This is a genomic window from Lysinibacillus sp. OL1 (genome assembly GCF_004332175.1).
Lineage (GTDB): Bacteria > Bacillota > Bacilli > Bacillales_A > Planococcaceae > Lysinibacillus > Lysinibacillus capsici.
This window is the reverse complement of record NZ_SJDS01000009.1, coordinates 37,500-56,527: the sequence shown is the minus strand read 5'-3', so window position 1 is coordinate 56,527 and position 19,028 is coordinate 37,500. Positions and strand designations below refer to the sequence as shown.

At 39.6% G+C, this 19,028-nt stretch carries 15 protein-coding genes and 1 other annotated feature (1 of these 16 only partly in view); of the genes, 14 read left to right on the top strand and 1 reads right to left on the bottom strand.

All coding sequences use genetic code 11. The features are described from left to right. Window positions 1–24: a binding site (T-box leader), on the top strand; it begins 200 nt to the left of the window's first position. A 112-nt stretch (window positions 25–136) separates the two neighbouring features. Further along, window positions 137–2,905, top strand: coding sequence for an isoleucine--tRNA ligase (ileS, locus tag EW028_RS16185; protein ID WP_131521620.1), 2,769 nt, complete (start codon window positions 137–139; stop codon window positions 2,903–2,905). 99 nt (window positions 2,906–3,004) lie between these two features. Here the strand turns inward: ileS and EW028_RS16180 are convergent, their stop codons facing one another. Continuing rightward, window positions 3,005–4,210 carry a helix-turn-helix transcriptional regulator gene (locus EW028_RS16180; protein WP_131521619.1) on the bottom strand — a complete coding sequence of 402 codons (1,206 nt, stop codon included), beginning with the start codon at window positions 4,208–4,210 and terminating at the stop codon, window positions 3,005–3,007. Window positions 4,211–4,412: 202 nt separating this feature from the next. Between EW028_RS16180 and EW028_RS16175 the strand changes: the two genes are divergently transcribed. The 13 genes from EW028_RS16175 to pyrF all read left to right on the top strand — a co-directional run bounded on the left by EW028_RS16175 (window position 4,413) and on the right by pyrF (window position 19,025). Beyond that, window positions 4,413–4,748, top strand: coding sequence for a DUF485 domain-containing protein (locus tag EW028_RS16175; RefSeq protein WP_131521618.1), 336 nt, complete (start codon window positions 4,413–4,415; stop codon window positions 4,746–4,748). Between the two features lie 24 nt (window positions 4,749–4,772). Next, window positions 4,773–6,341: a sodium/solute symporter gene (locus EW028_RS16170; RefSeq protein WP_131521617.1), complete on the top strand. Its 1,569-nt coding sequence runs from the start codon at window positions 4,773–4,775 to the stop codon at window positions 6,339–6,341. Between the two features lie 153 nt (window positions 6,342–6,494). Further along, complete coding sequence (lspA, locus tag EW028_RS16165; protein ID WP_004227346.1) at window positions 6,495–6,974, top strand: signal peptidase II; 480 nt, start codon at window positions 6,495–6,497, stop codon at window positions 6,972–6,974. Beyond that, window positions 6,971–7,882: an RluA family pseudouridine synthase gene (locus EW028_RS16160; RefSeq protein WP_131521616.1), complete on the top strand. Its 912-nt coding sequence runs from the start codon at window positions 6,971–6,973 to the stop codon at window positions 7,880–7,882. Before lspA ends, EW028_RS16160 begins: the two co-directional genes overlap by 4 nt. A 240-nt stretch (window positions 7,883–8,122) precedes the next feature. Next, complete coding sequence (pyrR, locus tag EW028_RS16155) at window positions 8,123–8,671, top strand: bifunctional pyr operon transcriptional regulator/uracil phosphoribosyltransferase PyrR (protein ID WP_004227349.1); 549 nt, start codon at window positions 8,123–8,125, stop codon at window positions 8,669–8,671. 14 nt (window positions 8,672–8,685) lie between these two features. Beyond that, window positions 8,686–9,996, top strand: coding sequence for a uracil-xanthine permease family protein (locus EW028_RS16150; RefSeq protein WP_131521615.1), 1,311 nt, complete (start codon window positions 8,686–8,688; stop codon window positions 9,994–9,996). Window positions 9,997–10,190: 194 nt separating this feature from the next. Further along, window positions 10,191–11,069, top strand: a complete 879-nt coding sequence (locus EW028_RS16145; protein ID WP_131521614.1) for an aspartate carbamoyltransferase catalytic subunit — start codon at window positions 10,191–10,193, stop codon at window positions 11,067–11,069. Window position 11,070: 1 nt separating this feature from the next. Next, window positions 11,071–12,348, top strand: coding sequence for a dihydroorotase (locus EW028_RS16140; RefSeq protein WP_131521613.1), 1,278 nt, complete (start codon window positions 11,071–11,073; stop codon window positions 12,346–12,348). Beyond that, entirely contained in the window at window positions 12,348–13,448 is a 1,101-nt protein-coding gene (gene carA, locus EW028_RS16135) for a glutamine-hydrolyzing carbamoyl-phosphate synthase small subunit (protein WP_016994256.1), read from the top strand. Before EW028_RS16140 ends, carA begins: the two co-directional genes overlap by 1 nt. Further along, complete coding sequence (gene carB / locus EW028_RS16130; RefSeq protein ID WP_131521612.1) at window positions 13,441–16,638, top strand: carbamoyl-phosphate synthase large subunit; 3,198 nt, start codon at window positions 13,441–13,443, stop codon at window positions 16,636–16,638. The genes carA and carB overlap by 8 nt, the downstream gene beginning before the upstream one ends. 1 nt (window position 16,639) lies before the next feature. Further along, window positions 16,640–17,413, top strand: a complete 774-nt coding sequence (locus tag EW028_RS16125) for a dihydroorotate dehydrogenase electron transfer subunit (protein ID WP_004227355.1) — start codon at window positions 16,640–16,642, stop codon at window positions 17,411–17,413. Next, window positions 17,410–18,321, top strand: a complete 912-nt coding sequence (locus EW028_RS16120) for a dihydroorotate dehydrogenase (protein ID WP_131521611.1) — start codon at window positions 17,410–17,412, stop codon at window positions 18,319–18,321. The genes EW028_RS16125 and EW028_RS16120 overlap by 4 nt, the downstream gene beginning before the upstream one ends. Further along, window positions 18,321–19,025 carry an orotidine-5'-phosphate decarboxylase gene (pyrF, locus tag EW028_RS16115; RefSeq protein ID WP_131521610.1) on the top strand — a complete coding sequence of 235 codons (705 nt, stop codon included), beginning with the start codon at window positions 18,321–18,323 and terminating at the stop codon, window positions 19,023–19,025. Before EW028_RS16120 ends, pyrF begins: the two co-directional genes overlap by 1 nt. The last annotated feature ends 3 nt before the right edge of the window (window positions 19,026–19,028 follow it).

The following is a 19,028-nucleotide window of genomic DNA, read 5'->3' as shown; positions in this document are numbered from 1 at the left end:
GAGTAGAAGCTTCTCGTCCCTTAGTGGGATTGAGGGCTTTTTTTGTTTGTTTCCGAATCGTTTTAGATAAGTTTGCCAATAACTGTCTTATGAGAAAAATGTCTACTTGTTTGTGTAAAATAAAGGAGGAATTTTAATGGTTGAATACAAAGATACTTTATTAATGCCAAAAACAGATTTCCCAATGCGTGGAAATTTACCGGCAAATGAGCCAAAAATGCAAGAAAAATGGAATGGCATGGATATTAACAAATTACAGATGGAACGTACGGAAGGTCGACCAGAATTTGTTCTACATGATGGTCCTCCCTATGCAAATGGTGATATCCATATCGGCCATGCTCTAAATAAAGTATTGAAGGATATGATTACACGTCATCGCTCCATGACTGGCTACCATGTCAATTATATTCCAGGTTGGGATACACATGGTTTACCAATTGAGCAAGCATTGACTAACAAAGGTGTAAAACGCAAAGAGATGTCAGTAGCAGCATTCCGCCAACTTTGTGAAGAGTATGCTTATGAGCAAATTGACAATCAACGTGCCCAATTCCGCCGTCTAGGCATTCGAGGTGATTGGGAAAATCCATATATTACATTAAAGCCTGAGTTTGAAGCTCGTCAAATTGAAGTATTCGGTAAAATGGCGGAAAAAGGTTATATCTATAAAGGGTTAAAGCCGGTTTATTGGTCTCCTTCTTCTGAATCTGCTTTGGCGGAAGCTGAAATTGAATATAAGGACATCAAATCTCCATCCATTTATGTAAGCTTTGCAATTAAGGATGCGAAGGGTGTTGTTCCAGCAGATGCTAAATTTATCATTTGGACAACAACACCATGGACATTACCAGCAAACTTAGGGATTTCTTTGAATCCTGAATTTATCTATGTAGTAGTTGCAGTGGCTAATAAAAAATTCATCATTGCCAAAGAGTTATTAGAGTCAGTGGCAACTACGCTTGGATGGGTAGACTATGAGGTTGTCCAAGAGGTAAAAGGAGAGGCATTAGATCGTATTGTAGCACAACATCCATTCTACGATCGTGAATCGCTTATTATGGTAGGTGAACACGTAACTGCTGAAGCGGGTACAGGTTGTGTTCATACAGCCCCAGGGCATGGTGAAGACGATTATCATATTGGTAAACAGTATGGTTTAGGTATTCTTAGCCCTCTTGATAATAGTGGCTGTTATACAGATGAAGCACCTGGTTTTGAAGGCGTGTTTTATAATGATGCAAATAAACTCGTCACAGAAAAACTAAAAGAAGTAGGAGCGTTAGAAAAGCTTGATTTCTTTACGCACTCCTATCCACATGACTGGCGTACGAAAAAGCCTGTTATTTATCGTGCGACACCACAATGGTTTGCATCTGTTGAAGCATTCCGTGGGGAGTTATTAGAGGCTGTAAAAGCAACAGCATTTACACCAGCTTGGGGAGAAACTCGTCTTTATAATATGATTCGTGATCGTGGAGACTGGGTAATTTCACGTCAACGTGCGTGGGGTGTGCCGATTCCGATTTTCTATGCTGAAAATGGTGAACCTATTATTACACCTCAAACAATTAGTCATGTCTCAGCATTATTCCGTGAGAATGGATCAAATATTTGGTTCCAAAAAACAGCAAAAGAGTTATTACCAGAAGGCTTTACACATCCAGGTAGCCCGAACGGCGAATTTACAAAAGAAAATGATATTATGGATGTATGGTTTGATTCCGGTTCATCACACCAAGGTGTACTAGTAGAACGTGGTATGAAATATCCAGCTGATCTCTATTTAGAGGGTTCTGACCAACATCGTGGTTGGTTTAATTCCTCTCTTATTACATCTGTAGCTATTAACGGCTATGCACCATACAAAGGACTTTTAACACATGGTTTTGTACTTGATGGTGAAGGACGTAAAATGAGTAAATCTTTAGGGAATGTGATTATTCCGCAAAAAGTAATGGATCAGTATGGAGCAGACATACTTCGTTTATGGGTTGCTTCTGTTGATTATACAGCAGATGTGCGCATCTCTATGGATATGTTAAAGCAAGTATCTGAGGTGTATCGTAAAATTCGTAATACTTTCCGTTTCTTGCACGGCAATATTGCTGATTTCGATCCTACGAAAGATCGTGTAAGTTATGCTGAGCTTCGTGAAATGGATCAATATGTGTATATGCGCTTACAGGATGTCTTAAAAACTGTGCGTGCTGCCTATGATCGCTATGATTTTGCTGCTGTCTATCATGTAGTCAATAATTTCGTTGCTGTAGAGTTATCTTCATTCTATCTTGATATTGCCAAAGACGTAGTCTATATCGAGGGTCATGACAATAAGGATCGTCGTGCGATGCAAACAGTTATTTATGATACATTGATGACATTAGTAAAAATCATGACACCAATTATCCCACATACAACGGATGAAATGTGGTCTTATTTACATGTTCAAGGTATTGTAGAAGAAGTTTCTGTTCAATTAACAGATTTCCCAGAGGTAGATGTTCAAGCGAATTTTGACAGCCTACGTACAAAATGGGAAAAAATTATTGATGTACGCGATGATATTTTAAAAGCATTAGAGGAAGCACGTAATGCGAAAACAATTGGTAAATCACTTGAAGCAAAAGTCACTGTCTACGCGAAAGAAGATGTTGTCGCATTATTGAACGATGCCAACATTGACTTTGCACAACTTTCCATCGTTTCAGCTTTTGAGGTAGCTGCTATCGAGGAGGCACCTGCTGAAGCTTTAGCACTTGAGCATGTTTCCATTGTTGTTGAGAAGGCTACAGGTGAGAAATGTGAGCGTTGCTGGTCAATTTCTGAAACAGTTGGTTCAAATGAAGCACAACCTACAGTATGTGCTCGCTGTGCAGAAGTTGTAGAAAAGTATTACGTTTAATCTATAAATAACAAGAATCTGCATTTAAATGTAGAGGATGTGCAAGTCTCCTTGTTGGAGGCTTGCTTTTTTCATGGAAGTTTTGCAGATTCTTTTCCATTATTTAAATAAAATTTCTGTCGTATTGCGATAGTCTGTTGGAGAGATCCCTACATATTTTTTAAAAGTTAAGCTATAGTAATTTGGTGTATTGAAGCCACAGGTGGAGGAGATTTTTTCTATGGTGTAGTCGTACTTGCGTAAAAAAGGTAAGGTTTTGATAATGCGTGTATAAGCAACATAGTCAACAAAATTGCGACCTGTTTCTTTTTTAAATAGTCTACTAAAATGAGTTGGGCTAAAGTTAATATATTTTGCAACATCACGAATGGTCAGTTGTTCGTCGTAATGTTCTTCAATATACTGAATAGCTTTTTGCAGCTGCTCATGCTTTGTTAAATCTTCGTAATATCGGATGTGTATATTATGGATAGGTGGTTTTCTACGTGCTTTTCTAGCCTGGCTATAGGATTCCTTCACTTGCATAGCATCCTGAAATACACCTCCAACTCCCATAAAAAGATGAATAGAACAATCCCTTTTTAGGGTCTCGATAACCTCTAATAAACAGGCTTCACCCTCAGTCCAATGTTTGAAAGAGTTATAAGCAGTAGGAATTCGCATGAGAAGTAATAAATAGCGTTCAAAATGTAAAAAGGATAATGAGGCCTTCTCCGCAAAGTGCTGACGAAAAACAGTTGTAATACGACTACTTGCATCGTGTGGGACAGCTCTCTTATTATCCCCATCAATATAGCCTTGAATTAAAAATACAATATTAGGAATACAGCTTGTCGATAAAAATGAAGCAGATTGTATTATTTCTTGTTCATTGTCAATTTCTCCACGGATCAGGCGTTTTAAAAATGCTTCCCTAAATGGAGAGGTATGTTGTTGGGACACTTGTTGTGATAGCTCAAGTATTGTAAGCGTACTCGCCTTTTTTTCCTGATAGGACGTATACAGTTTTTTTACGATTCGTAAAAATTTTGATTTTTGTAATGGTTTTATGAGAAGTGCAGGTAAAGCTAATTCAATTGCTATACCAGTCGAGTAGGTAAGGTGTTCTGTAACAAACGGGACAATAATACTATTAGGATAGTTTCTTTTTAATCGATTAATTTTTACCCAGTCAAATAACCGATTGACTTCATAGACAATAATGACCTCATCTTCTGGCTTTGGCACTTTACATTCCTCTAAAGCGTTTGGTAAAACCTCTTTTAACCATTCACTCATCTGCAGCTTGTCAAATGAGCTTTCCATATACCATACCACCTTTAAAATGCTACCAGCCCCCTACGAATAAAAAGATAAAAATATTTTAACTTAAAATAGCAATTTTTTGTACTAATACAGCAATATTTTATATCTATATTGAAGTTGAAATAGAATAGAATAATTGTAGTGAATAATAATTTGAAATTTCAGATAATTATTTACTTATCAGAAAAGGGGGAGTTGGCTTATGGCGGAAGTAGGCAGTCATGATTATGACTATGTAGAAGCAGGAACAATTGATGTGAAAGATCTACCACCTTTAGATGCAACAACAAACAAAATTATGAAAGATGAATTTACAACAGGTTTAGGTTTATCGATATTTTACTTTATTTTGATTTTTAGTATCCCTGTTATGAATTGGTTTGCGCCAGCATTTGCGTTTAAGAAAATCTGGGGTGGTATGACAGTCACATGGTTTGTGACAACGATTGTAATGATGGCTATGGCATTTATTATTGCATATGTTCATACAGCCATGTACGAGAAACGTCTAAAAAAATACGATATAGCAAATAAGTAGTTGGAACAAAGGGGGAAATGTTGAATGATGGAAGCTCTATTAGAACCAAAGATGTTAATGACCATTGCTTTAATGGGGACAATTGTATACATTACGTATTTAACAAAAAGAAATGCAACAGCATCGGATTTCTTTGTAGGTGGCCGAAGCTTCGGATGGTTTACAAATGGTTCTGCCATTGGTGGGGATTACTTAAGTGCAGCAACATTTCTGGGCATCGCAGGGTTAACATTTCAACTTGGATATGATGGTGCTTATTATGCTTTTTGCTTTTCCATTGGGTTAACATTATTAGCGATTTTTGTGGCAGGTCCTTTAAGACGCTTCGGTGCATTTACCGTTGCAGATTTTTTAGGCTATCGTTTTCATAGTAGACGAGCACGGCTTGTAGCGGTAGCGGTGGTTTTAGCAATTTCTGGCTTTTATGCAGCTCCACAATTATTAGGTGCCGCACAAATTTTAAGTATGTTTTTTGGTACTTCTTATGAATTCGGCATTATATTTACTTGTGTTGTTATGATTTTTTATGTAGGTATTGGTGGTATGAAAGGAACAACCATCAACCAAGCATTAGAGTTGTGGATTCGTCTAGGTGCGTTTATCGTGATGTTAATTGCAGCAGTTTATGGCGGTTTACATTATGATAAAATTTTAGCAGCCATCCATTCATTTAGTGGTCCGATCACTGGCACTTCACCGTATGCCCTAGATGGCAATGATATCAATTTTGATGGTGCTGCTTGGACAGGCACAGGCTTCTATTTCCCAACGTTCTGGCAAACAATTAGTATGACGATTGGGTTAGCACTAGGAACAATTGGACTTCCACATATATTATTGCGTTTTTATACAAATCCAAGTGCTAAAGCAGCCCGTAAATCTGCACTCATGGCCATTGGGATTGCAAGCGCGTTCTTCTTGTTAGCTGTTTATTTAGGTGTTGTAGGTCGATCTATTTTCATTTCTGGGACAGCTAGTGAGGAAGTTATGCGTGATTTAGTGCTGGGTGGGAATAATATGGTCATTCCTACTACAGCCCTTGCACTAGGTGGCAAATGGCTACTTGGATTAGTTATAGCAGGAGCATTTGCAGCTATTTTCTCCAATCTTTCAGGATTGTTTATTACAAGCTCGGGTGCACTAGCTCATGATTTATATGCCAATATCATGAAAAAGGATATTACACAAAAACAACGAGTTATTGCTGGGAAAGTGGCTATTGTAATATTAGGTATTTTATATGGAGCATTGGGCTTACTTGTAAAGGATGCATCCATTGGCCATTTAGTGGCGCTCGCCTTTACTGTCGCTGCAAGTACATTTACCCCAATATTTATTTTAGGTATTTGGTGGAGAGGCATGACAGAGAAAGGAGCCATTGCAGGATTATTAATAGGACTTGGCGTGTCTATGTGGATGATCTTTTTACCAGGAACGTTACCAAGCTTCTTGCAGTTTAAAATTCCGGGTATTGTGACAGTGCCTGTGGGCTTCTTATCTGTTATTATCGTGTCTTTAATAGATCGCAAAGTTCCTGCTGATGTTAATGACTTCATGAAGCGAGTACATTCAAAAGAATCTGAAACTGTCTAACCAATAAGTTATGGCTATTTCTATTGCTTAAACGTAATAGGGGTAGCCTTTTTATATTTCTTGAAGAGATTTAGATTAGATAGGATATTAGTTATTGTGAATGGAACTGTTATGGTAGAATAGGTAAGATGTTGAGTGAACGGAGGAATGTCTGTGTATAAATATTATGGATTAGCTGCTTTTGTCGTTTTACTGGATCAATGGACAAAATGGCTGATTGTGAAAAATATGGAATATGCTGAACGCATTGCTGTATGGGACCCTTGGTTTGGTATTTTGTCTCATCGAAATAGAGGGGCAGCATGGGGGATGCTAGAGGGGCAAATGTGGTTGTTTAGTATTGTCACAGTTGCTGTTATCTGTGCGATTGTCTATTTTTATCATAAAGAAGCAAAGGGAAAGCCTGTTTTTCAAGTCGGCTTAATGCTTTTGCTTGGTGGTGCAGTAGGAAACTTTATTGACCGTCTATTTAGAGGAGAAGTGGTCGATTTTGTAGATGTTTTAATTCCGATTATTAATTATGATTTCCCTATTTTTAATGTGGCAGATGCTGCATTAACAATAGCGGTTGTCGTGCTGATGATTGGCTTAATTATGGAAGATAAAAAAGAGAAGAAACAGGTGAAACAATGACGCAAGTAACATATACAATCGAAGAACAGCAGCAAGGAGAGCGCATTGATAAAGCACTTTCCAGCTTACAATCTGAGTGGTCACGCACGCAAATTGGGAACTGGATTAGTGAGGGAGTCATTAAAGTAAACGGTGATGTGGTAAAGGCAAAATATAAGGTTAAAGCTGGTGACATCATCGCTATTGATGTACCAGAAGTGGAAGAATTGGATGTTGTCGCAGAAAATTTAGATTTAGATATTGTTTATGAGGATGCAGATGTTCTTGTTGTGAATAAACCAAAGGGTATGGTGGTACATCCAGCACCGGGCCATATGGGAGGTACACTGGTAAATGGCTTAATGTATCATTGTAAAGACTTATCAGGGATTAATGGTGTACTACGACCAGGGATTGTCCATCGTATCGACAAAGATACATCGGGCTTATTGATGGTTGCTAAAAACGATACGGCTCATGAATCATTAGTCAATCAATTAGTGAATAAAACAGTTACTCGTAAATATATTGCTCTTGTCCACGGGCATATTGCGCATGATAAGGGGACAATTGATGCACCAATTGGTCGTGACCAAAAAGATCGCCAAAAACAAGCAGTTGTCGATAATGGTAAACATGCTGTCACACACTTCCAAGTTGTTGAACGTTTTGGTGACTATACGCTTGTGGAATGTCGTTTAGAAACAGGACGTACACACCAAATTCGTGTGCATATGAATTATATTGGCTTCCCACTTGTTGGAGATCCAAAATATGGTCCGAAAAAGACAATCGACTTTGGGGGACAAGTTTTACATGCAGCGACTTTAGGTTTCGATCATCCTTCATCTGGAGAATATTTGGAGTTTGAAACACCACTTCCAGCTGATTATGAACAATTATTAAATGATTTACGAAATAGGCATTGACGTATACGAAAAGAAAGTCTATACTAACGACAGTGAATGAACAACATAACTAAATATTCACCTTTAATGGCAGTCCAGAGAGGCTGAGAAGGGACATGTGATAGTGTTGTGGAAATTTGTGCTGCAAATTTTTCCAACATGCTTTTTCGACACGTATACAACCCTCTCAGGCTATTCGCCTCGAGAGGTTTTTTTATGGACACATGGCCGATAATAGATTGGAGAGAGGAGGATACGAATATGGCACAAAATGAATTATTAGATGGCCCATCAATGACACGAGCATTAACACGTATTGCCCATGAAATAATTGAACGTAATAAAGGAATCGATGAATGTATTTTAGTTGGCATTAAAACAAGAGGTGCCTTTCTAGCCAGACGTTTGGCGCAGCGAATTGAAAAAATTGAAGGTAAACCGATTCGTACAGGGGAACTTGATATTACACTTTACCGAGATGATTTAACAACGAAACATGAAAACGAACAAGCACATGTAGAACAAGTTGATATCGAGTATCAAGTGAAAAATCAAAAAATCATCTTAGTGGATGATGTACTTTATACAGGTCGAACAGTACGTGCAGCTCTAGATGCTGTAATGGATTTAGGAAGACCTGCACAAATTCAACTAGCTGTTCTAGTAGATAGAGGACATCGAGAGCTACCAATTAGAGCAGACTATGTGGGAAAAAACGTTCCAACTTCTGGCTCTGAGCGCATTGTTGTCAATTTACAAGAGGTAGACGGAGAAGATTGCGTCATTATTTATAAAGAAGACGAACAATAAAGTGAGGAAACAGTATGTCAAATGCAGTTTTAGATATTAAGGATAAACCGACCCCGCTCCAGCTAGTGACATTAAGTTTCCAGCATATGTTTGCGATGTTTGGTTCAACGATTTTAGTACCGCAGTTAGTAGGTCTTAGTCCAGCGATTGCCCTTTTAACAAGCGGAATTGCTACATTATTCTTCCTATTAATTACAAAATTTCAGGTACCAGCTTATTTAGGATCATCCTTCGCCTTTATTGCACCAATCCTACTTGCTGCAGGTGGTTTAAATGAAGACGGTTCAAGTGTAAACCCAGGCAATGCCATGATCGGTGCTATGGCAGTCGGCATTACGTACGGGATTGTATCCTTAATCATTTGGAAAAGTGGTTATAAGTGGATTATGAAAATTTTGCCACCGATTGTGGTAGGCCCAGTAATTATGGTAATTGGGCTTGGACTTTCAGGTACGGCTGTGAATATGGCAATGAACGTCAATGGAGAGTATAGCTTTTTACACTTCTCAGCTGCTTTAGTGACGGTCTTTACAGCTATCATCTTTACGATTTTCTTTAAAGGAATTTTAAGCACTATGCCAATTTTGATGGGCCTAATTGTAGGGTACATTTACTCCATGATGATCGACATAGTAGACTATACACCGATTGCCAAAGCAAAATTCTTCGCAATGCCTGATTTCTTAATACCAGGTGTGCATTATGAGTTTGAAATAACAACAAAAATTCTACTTATCATGGTACCAATCGTAATTGTAACAATTTCGGAACATATAGGACATCAACTGGTATTAGGAAAAGTAGTAGATCGTGATTATATTAAAGAGCCAGGACTACACCGTTCGCTACTAGGTGACGGGCTTGGCACATTTGTGAGTGCTTTAATCGGAGGTCCTCCGAAAACAACGTATGGTGAAAATATTGGTGTACTAGCCATTACTCGAGTATACAGTATCTACGTTATTGCAGGTGCAGCAGTGGTTGCTATCTTACTATCATTCTTCGGGAAAGCAATGGCAGTAATTGCAACGATTCCAACCGCAGTACTTGGTGGAGTTTCCATCTTACTCTTTGGAATTATCGCAGCAAGTGGCTTACGTATGCTGGTAGATAATCATATTGATTTTGGTAACAGTCGTAACCTAGTAATTGCTTCAGTGATTTTAGTCATTGGTATTGGCGGTGCCAAGTTTGTTATCTCAGAATCATTGAGTGTAGAAGGAATGGCACTAGCAGCGATTATTGGTGTGCTATTAAATGCGATTCTACCAGGTAAAAAAGAAGCTGATATACCCGTACAATACAATCAAAATAAAGATTCATAGTAGTACCTTTTAATGAATTGTCCAGAGAGGCAAAAAAAGGGAAGTTGTGGACAGGCTGAAGTGGGATGTATGTCTTGCTGTAGTTTGTCACGCCTCCTCATGCCTCGTTGATGACATCAACGGGGCTTTTACTTTATATACAGAGAACGTCATACATAGGCGTTCACGATTCACAACCTAATGGAGGTCACATGATGAAGAACTTATTATCGATGGAACATTTAACAACAGAAGAGATTAACCAAATCCTAGATCTTGCGCAAGCATTTGAAAATGGTGAAACATCATCGTTATCTCGCACACACAAAGTGGCCAATCTATTCTTTGAACCAAGTACTCGTACAAAAACAAGCTTTGAAATGGCGGAATACAAAATTGGCTGTCATGTTATCCCTTTTGATGCAGGGTTTTCGAGTGTTACGAAAGGGGAAACGATGTACGATACGGTCAAAACATTGGAAATGATTGGTTTAGATGCTGTCATCATTCGAGCGTCAGAAGATGAGTATTACAATGAGCTGCTGGATGGTATTAATGTAGCGATTATTAATGCAGGAGATGGTGCTGGGCAACACCCTTCACAATCCTTATTGGATCTTTATACCATCAAAAAGGAGTTTGGCTATTTCGAAGGGTTGAATGTCACAATTGCAGGAGATATCTCTCATAGTCGAGTAGCGAAATCAAATGCAACAGCATTACAAAATTTAGGGGCAAATGTTCATTTCCTTTGCCCAGAAGAATGGTCTGGCGGTTTTGAAGCGCACCATTCATGGGATAATCTGATCGAAATAAGTGATGTCATTATGTTACTACGTGTGCAACATGAACGTCATAAAGTAAATAAAAGCTTCTCAAAGGAAGGTTACCATCAAGAGTTTGGTTTAACAATTGAACGAGAAAAGCAAATGAAAGAATCAGCCATTATTATGCATCCAGCACCCGTCAATCGTGATGTCGAAATTGCTTCTGAGTTAGTCGAGTGTGATCGCTCTCGAATTTTTGAACAGGTGCGGAACGGTGTTTACACACGGATGGCTATTATGGAAACCATTTTAAAGGGGAGAGAATAACATGACAAAGGTACTTCAAAATGTACAAATGCTAGATGAACAAGGTGAATTAAAGACAGTCAATATTGCAATGGCAGACGGAAAGATTACGGCTATTGGTCAAGATGTGACTGTAGCAGGTGCAGAACTGATTGAAGGACATGGTTTAATCGTAGCACCAGGCTTTATCGATGTTCATACACATTTACGAGAGCCAGGATTTGAGCATAAGGAAACCATTGCAACAGGTTCGGCATCAGCAGCAAAAGGTGGCTTTACGACAATTTGCGCAATGCCTAATACAAAGCCAGTACCTGATTCGGTTGAAAACATGCAACTCATCAATGGGCTCATTCAGGACAGTGCGGTTATTCGAGTACTCCCATACGGTTCCCTAACAAAGGATATATCGGGTGAGGTTCGAACAAATATTGAAGAATTAAAAGCACATGGAGCAGTGGCATTCTCAGATGATGGTGTTGGTATCCAGCTAGCCTCAACGATGTATGAGCAAATGAAAGATGCGGCCCAGCACGATATGGTCGTTGTAGCGCATTGTGAGGACAACTCATTAATCTATGATGGCGTGATGCATGAAGGAAAGCGTAATAAAGAGCTAGGCCTCCCAGGAATACCTTCCATCTGTGAATCCGTACAAATTGCACGAGATGTACTACTTGCAGAAGCAGCAGGCGCTCGTTACCATGTTTGTCATGTATCGACGAAGGAATCAGTGCGTGCGGTAAGAGATGCAAAGGCTGCGGGAATCCGTGTTACAGCAGAAGTTTGTCCACATCATTTATTGCTAGAAGAGATGGATATTCCATCTGATGATGCTAATTGGAAAATGAACCCACCATTACGCGCAGCTGATGATAAAGATTCTCTACATGCAGCACTACTTGATGGTACAATCGACTGCATTGCAACAGATCATGCGCCACACACAGTAGAAGAAAAATGCTGCGGTATGGTTGGCGCACCATTTGGTATTGTAGGTTTCGAAACTGCTTTCCCACTACTTTATACACAGTTTGTAGAAACAGGAAAGTGGACGTTAAAACAATTAATTGATTGGATGACAGTGAAAGCAGCTGAGATTTTTGATCTGCCATATGGCACATTAGAAGTAGGTGCTTCAGCTGATATGATTTTAATTGATATTCAAAAAGAACAAACGATTGATGCAGAAGGCTTTGTATCAAAAGGTCGTAATACACCATTCAACGGCTGGGTGGCAAAGGGTTGGCCAGTACTAACGATTTTTGAAGGCAATATCGTATATCAGGAGGCAGAGTAATGAAAAAACGTTTACTAGTTTTAGAAGATGGCACAGTATTTACAGGTACAGCATTTGGTAGCGAGCGCGCTTCACAAGGTGAGGTTGTATTCACAACAGGGATGACGGGTTATCAGGAAACGATTTCAGATCCTTCATTCTATGGACAAATTGTCACTTTAACTTATCCTTTAGTTGGTAACTACGGCATTAACCGTGATGACTTTGAATCGATTACGCCAGCAATTCGTGGATTTGTTGTACGTGAATTAGCTAAAAATCCTTCGAATTTCCGCTGTGATTTAACTTTAGATGACTATTTGACATCAAAGGATATCCCAGGAATTGAAGGGATTGATACACGAAAATTAACACGTATTATTCGTAGTAAAGGTTCCGTAAAAGCGATTTTGACAGCTGCTGATGAAGAAGTAAATGTGGATGAAATTGTGGCACAATTACAAGCAACGCCAGCCATTACGCACCATGTTCGTGAAGTATCACCAAAAGCAGCCTATCCATCTCCAGGACGTGGTAAACGAGTTGTTCTAATTGATTATGGAATGAAGCATGGAATTTTACGTGAGTTAAACAAACGTGATTGTGATGTGCTAGTCGTACCGTATAATACGTCAGCTGAGGAAATTTTAGCTTGGCATCCAGATGGCATCATGTTGTCGAATGGACCAGGAAATCCTGAAGATGTTCAAGAAGGCATTGAAACAGTACGTAACTTAATTGGAAAAGTGCCAATGTTCGGTATTTGTTTAGGCCATCAAATCTTTTCTTTAGCAAGTGGTGCGAAAGCCTTTAAATTACCATTTGGACACCGTGGTGGTAACCATCCAGTAAAAGATTTACGCACAGGTCGTACAGATTTAACATCTCAGAACCATGGCTATGCCATCGATATCGAATCATTAAAAGATACCGATTTAGAATTAACACATATCGCGTTAAATGATGGAACATGTGAAGGTGTACGTCATAAAAAATATCCAATTTTCACAGTGCAATATCACCCAGAAGCATCACCAGGTCCAGAAGATTCAAACCATTTATTTGATGAATTCATCGAAATGATGGAAGTAGAAGCAGGGAAGGGGAAACAACATGCCTAAACGTACAGATATTGAAACTATTTTAGTAATCGGCTCAGGCCCAATTGTTATCGGACAAGCAGCAGAATTTGACTATGCAGGAACACAAGCATGTCTTTCATTAAAAGAAGAGGGCTACCGCGTTATTTTAATTAACTCAAACCCTGCTACAATCATGACAGATACAGAAATCGCAGACAAAGTCTATATTGAGCCAATTTCTATTGATTTTGTATCGCGTATATTACGTAAAGAACGCCCAGACGCGATTTTACCAACACTTGGTGGTCAAACAGGCCTAAATATGGCGATCGAATTAGACAAATCAGGTATTCTAGATGAGCTTGGAATTGAAATTCTAGGTACTAAATTAGATGCCATCCATAAAGCGGAGGACCGTGATTTATTCCGTAATTTAATGTATGAGTTAGGAGCTCCAGTTCCTGAATCTGATATTATTCATAACTTAGATGAAGCGAAAAGATTTGTTGCAAAAATTGGCTACCCTGTCATTGTTCGACCTGCCTTTACACTTGGCGGTACAGGTGGCGGTATTTGCTACAACGATCAAGACTTAGAAGAAATTGTGACATCGGGTTTAAAATATTCCCCTGTAACGCAATGTCTATTAGAGAAATCAATCGCAGGCTATAAAGAAATTGAATACGAAGTAATGCGTGATGCAGCTGACAATGCCATCGTTGTATGTAACATGGAAAACGTTGACCCAGTAGGGATTCATACAGGTGACTCAATCGTTGTTGCACCAACGCAAACACTATCTGATCGCGAAAACCAAATGCTACGTAATATTTCACTCGATATTATTCGCGCTTTAAAAATTGAAGGTGGCTGTAACGTACAGCTTGCACTTGATCCATATAGCTTTAATTACTATGTGATTGAAGTAAATCCACGTGTCTCTCGTTCATCTGCGTTAGCATCAAAAGCAACAGGTTATCCAATTGCTAAGCTAGCCGCTAAAATTGCAGTAGGCTTAACGTTAGATGAAATTAAAAATCCTGTAACAGGTTCAACATATGCTTGTTTTGAGCCTGCACTGGACTATATCGTAGCAAAAATTCCTCGTTGGCCATTCGATAAATTCGAATCTGCTAAACGTAATCTTGGTACGCAAATGAAAGCTACTGGTGAAGTAATGGCGTTAGGTCGTACTTTTGAGGAAGCTATGCTAAAAGCGGTTCGTTCTCTTGAGACAGGTCAAGTACACTTAGAGTTAAAACATGCTGAAGAAAATTCAGATTCTTGGATTGAAAAACGTATTCGCAAGGCTGGGGATGAACGTCTATTCTTCATCGGTGAAGCTTTACGTCGAGGTGTAACAATTGAACAAATTCATGAATGGTCAGCAATCGATCTATTCTTCTTAAATAAATTTAAAAATATTGTGGATATGGAACAAACGCTTGCTGACAATAAGAATGACAAAGACGTACTACGAACAGCTAAACGTTTAGGCTTTGCAGATAAGAAAATTGCTGAGCTTTGGGAAACAACACCAGAAGAACTGTATGCTTATCGTAAAGAGCATGGGATTATGCCAGTTTATAAAATGGTGGATACATGTGCAGCAGAATTTGAATCAGAAACACCATATTTCTATGGCACATATGAAGACGAAAATGAATCGATTAAGTCTGAAAAACCTTCTGTGGTGGTACTAGGTTCAGGTCCAATCCGCATTGGCCAAGGTGTAGAATTTGACTACGCCACAGTACACTCAGTTTGGGCGATTCAAGAAGCGGGTTATGAAGCGATCATCATTAACTCAAATCCAGAAACAGTGTCAACAGATTTCTCAATTTCCGATAAATTATACTTTGAACCATTAACAATTGAGGATGTTATGCATATTATCGACTTAGAACAACCAATTGGTGTTGTTGTTCAATTCGGTGGTCAAACGGCTATTAACCTTGCTGATAAATTAGCTGCTAATGGCGTGAAAATCTTAGGTACGTCTCTTGAGGATATTGACCGTGCAGAAAACCGCGATAAATTTGAGCAGGCGCTACGTGAATTAGATATTCCACAACCTCAAGGAGAAACAGCAGTTTCTACAGAGGAGGCTCTTGCCATTGGTGAGCGTCTAGGCTTCCCAGTGCTTGTTCGCCCTTCTTATGTACTTGGTGGACGTGCAATGGAAATTGTTTATAACCAAGAAGAATTACAGCACTATATGGAAAACGCGGTAGAGGCATCTCCAGATCATCCAGTATTAGTAGACCGTTACTTAACAGGACAGGAAATTGAAGTAGATGCTATCTGTGACGGTGAGAATGTGTTAATACCAGGAATTATGGAGCATATCGAGCGTGCAGGAGTTCACTCTGGTGACTCAATCTCTGTTTACCCACCGCAAAAATTAACACAGGCACAAAAAGATACATTAGTTGACTATACAACTCGTCTTGCGAAGGGGCTAGGCATCATCGGCTTAATGAACATCCAATATGTCATTTCACAAAACGAAGTATTTGTTATCGAGGTGAACCCACGTTCATCACGTACAGTACCGTTCCTAAGTAAGATTACAAATATCCCAATGGCTAATATTGCAACAAAAGCAATCCTTGGCAAATCCATTGTAGAGCAAGGCTATCCAACAGGCCTAGCAGCTGAGCAAAGAGGTGTATTTGTAAAAGTACCAGTGTTCTCATTCGCTAAATTACGACGTGTAGACATTACATTAGGACCTGAAATGAAATCTACTGGTGAAGTAATGGGGAAAGATGCAACATTAGAAAAAGCTCTTTATAAAGGCTTAGTTGCAGCAGGTATGGAAATACGAACAGAAGGTACAGTATTATTCACTGTGTCTGATAAAGATAAGGAAGAAGCGATTGCATTAGCAAAACGCTTCTCAACAGTAGGCTATCGCATTGTAGCAACAGAAGGTACAGCAAAAGCATTTGAAGCAGCAGGTGTACGAACTGATGTAGTAGGCAAGATTGGGGCGAAAGGACAAACATTGATTGACCTTATCCAAAATGGGGAAGCTCAGCTTGTTGTCAACACTTTAACAAAAGGCAAGCAACCAGCTCGTGACGGCTTCCGAATTCGTCGTGAGTCTGTAGAAAATGGAGTACCTTGCCTAACATCTTTAGATACAGCAGAAGCAATGGTACGTGTTATCGAATCTATGACATTTACAGCAGAACAAATGCCAAAAGCGGAGGTAGTACACTAATATGATACGTCAAGAGAAAATGACGGTCGTCTCTCAAAAGCAAATTGCGACAAACATTTTCGAACTGACACTTCATGGTGAACTGGTTCAGGAGATGACTCCTGGCCAGTTTGTCCATGTAAAGGTGTCGGATTCACTGGAGCCGCTTTTACGTCGACCAATTAGTATTGCAAATATTGATAAAGACAACAATGAGTTTACAATGATCTATCGTGCTGAGGGGCGTGGTACGAAAGTTCTGGCAACAAATCGAGAAGGTCAGCTGGTCAACGTACTTGGACCAATTGGGAATGGTTTCCCAGTAGAAGCGGTGCAGGAGGGAGGTACTGCACTACTAGTTGGTGGTGGCATTGGTGTCCCTCCATTACATGAGCTAGCCAAGCAATTGAATGCTCGTGGTGTGAAAACAATCCACGTCTTAGGCTTCCAAACAAAAGACGTCTGCTTTTATGAGGATGAATTTAGTGCACTTGGTGAAACGCATTATGTTACGGTGGATGGCTCGAAAGGCACAAAAGGCTTTGTAACAACGGTTTTAGAGTCGCATGCTCCTGAATTTGATGTTTTTTATTCCTGTGGCCCCTTACCAATGTTAAGGGCATTAGAAGGCTTTTATCCTGAAAAAGAAGGCTATTTATCATTTGAAGAGCGTATGGGCTGTGGTATTGGAGCTTGCTTTGCATGCGTATGTAAAACAACTGATCAAGTTGAAAAAGACTATGTTAAAGTATGTTCTGATGGTCCAGTTTTCCCGAAAGGAACGGTGGCACTATGAGTCGTTTAACAATTCAAATACCAGGCTTAGATTTAAAAAACCCTATTATGCCAGCTTCAGGTTGCTTTGGCTTTGGTCGTGAATATGCACAGCTTTATGATTTGTCAAAACTAGGTGCTATCATGATTAAGGCAACAACGGTCGAAACGCGTGCAGGTAACCCAACGCCACGTGTTGCCGAAACAGCGGCGGGGATGTTAAATGCCATTGGTCTACAAAATCCAGGCATTGAAAAAGTGATGAATGAGGAATTAAAATTTTTAGAGGATTATGATGTACCTATCATCGCGAATGTTGCTGGAACAGAGACGGCAGACTATGTGGAAGTAGCACGCCGTATTTCAGCAGCACCGAATGTCAAAGCATTGGAGTTAAATATTTCTTGTCCAAACGTGAAATGTGGTGGTATTCAATTTGGAACAGATCCTGCTACAGCACGCGAGCTTGTCAAGGCTGTCAAGGCTGTGTCAGAAGTGCCAGTCTATGTGAAGCTATCACCAAACGTGACGAACATCGTTGATATTGCCCTAGCTGTTGAAGCAGGTGGAGCAGATGGTATTACCATGATTAATACATTGGTTGGTATGCGTTTAGATGAGCGTACAGGTAAGCCAGTCATAGCTAATGGCACAGGTGGACTATCTGGTCCTGCTGTAAAACCTGTAGCAATACGAATGGTTTATGAGGTGTACAAGGCTGTCAATATTCCGATAATTGGTATGGGCGGTGTAACGGAAGCACAGGATGTCATTGATTTTATGTCCGCAGGTGCTTCAGCTGTAGCAGTAGGAACAGCTAACTTTGTTGACCATTTCGTTTGTCCAAACATAATTGAAGAATTACCAGCAAAGCTGGATGCATTAGGTGTAGAACATATAACAGAGATTATTGGAAGGAGCCATCGTTGATGAATACGAAGCCTATACTAGCTCTAGATTTTCCAGGAGAAAAAGAAGTATTCGATTTCCTTAAAAAGTTCGATGAGCCTCTTTTCGTGAAAATTGGAATGGAATTATATATGCAAGAGGGACCTGATATCGTACGCAAAGTAAAGGAGTTAGGTCATGATATTTTCCTTGATTTAAAATTACATGATATCCCGAATACAGTAGGCTCTGCGATGAAGGGTCTAGCAAAATTAGGGGTAGATTTAGTCAATGTCCATGCTGCAGGCGGACGTCCTATGATGGAAGCAGCTCTAGAAGGACTTGAAGCAGGAACACCAACAGGCAAACAACGTCCTGCACTAATAGCCGTTACTCAATTAACATCTACAACAGAAGAACAAATGCAAGCAGAACAAAAAATTGCTCTTTCATTGAAAGAGTCTGTCCTACACTACGCAGGGCTGACAAAGGAAGCAGGTTTACAAGGTGTTGTTTGCTCTGTCCATGAGGCTAAGGCGATTGTTGAGGTGTGTGGAGATGAGTTTCTACGTGTCACACCTGGAATTCGTTTAGCTGGTGGTGCTGCACACGATCAAAAACGTATAGCAACACCTGATGGGGCAAAGCGTGATGGTTCATCACTCATCGTTGTTGGCCGTGCTGTAACAGGTGCACAGGATCCAGTAGCAGCATATAAAATCGTAAGTGAATTATGGGAGGCATAAATT

Coding starts and splice junctions, on each gene's coding strand:
- ileS (WP_131521620.1), top strand. CDS start 137: ATGGTTGAATACAAAGATACTTTATTAATGCCAAAAACAGATTTCCCA.
- EW028_RS16180 (WP_131521619.1), bottom strand. CDS start 4,210: ATGGAAAGCTCATTTGACAAGCTGCAGATGAGTGAATGGTTAAAAGAG.
- EW028_RS16175 (WP_131521618.1), top strand. CDS start 4,413: ATGGCGGAAGTAGGCAGTCATGATTATGACTATGTAGAAGCAGGAACA.
- EW028_RS16170 (WP_131521617.1), top strand. CDS start 4,773: ATGATGGAAGCTCTATTAGAACCAAAGATGTTAATGACCATTGCTTTA.
- EW028_RS16160 (WP_131521616.1), top strand. CDS start 6,971: ATGACGCAAGTAACATATACAATCGAAGAACAGCAGCAAGGAGAGCGC.
- pyrR (WP_004227349.1), top strand. CDS start 8,123: ATGGCACAAAATGAATTATTAGATGGCCCATCAATGACACGAGCATTA.
- EW028_RS16150 (WP_131521615.1), top strand. CDS start 8,686: ATGTCAAATGCAGTTTTAGATATTAAGGATAAACCGACCCCGCTCCAG.
- EW028_RS16145 (WP_131521614.1), top strand. CDS start 10,191: ATGAAGAACTTATTATCGATGGAACATTTAACAACAGAAGAGATTAAC.
- EW028_RS16140 (WP_131521613.1), top strand. CDS start 11,071: ATGACAAAGGTACTTCAAAATGTACAAATGCTAGATGAACAAGGTGAA.
- carA (WP_016994256.1), top strand. CDS start 12,348: ATGAAAAAACGTTTACTAGTTTTAGAAGATGGCACAGTATTTACAGGT.
- carB (WP_131521612.1), top strand. CDS start 13,441: ATGCCTAAACGTACAGATATTGAAACTATTTTAGTAATCGGCTCAGGC.
- EW028_RS16125 (WP_004227355.1), top strand. CDS start 16,640: ATGATACGTCAAGAGAAAATGACGGTCGTCTCTCAAAAGCAAATTGCG.
- EW028_RS16120 (WP_131521611.1), top strand. CDS start 17,410: ATGAGTCGTTTAACAATTCAAATACCAGGCTTAGATTTAAAAAACCCT.
- pyrF (WP_131521610.1), top strand. CDS start 18,321: ATGAATACGAAGCCTATACTAGCTCTAGATTTTCCAGGAGAAAAAGAA.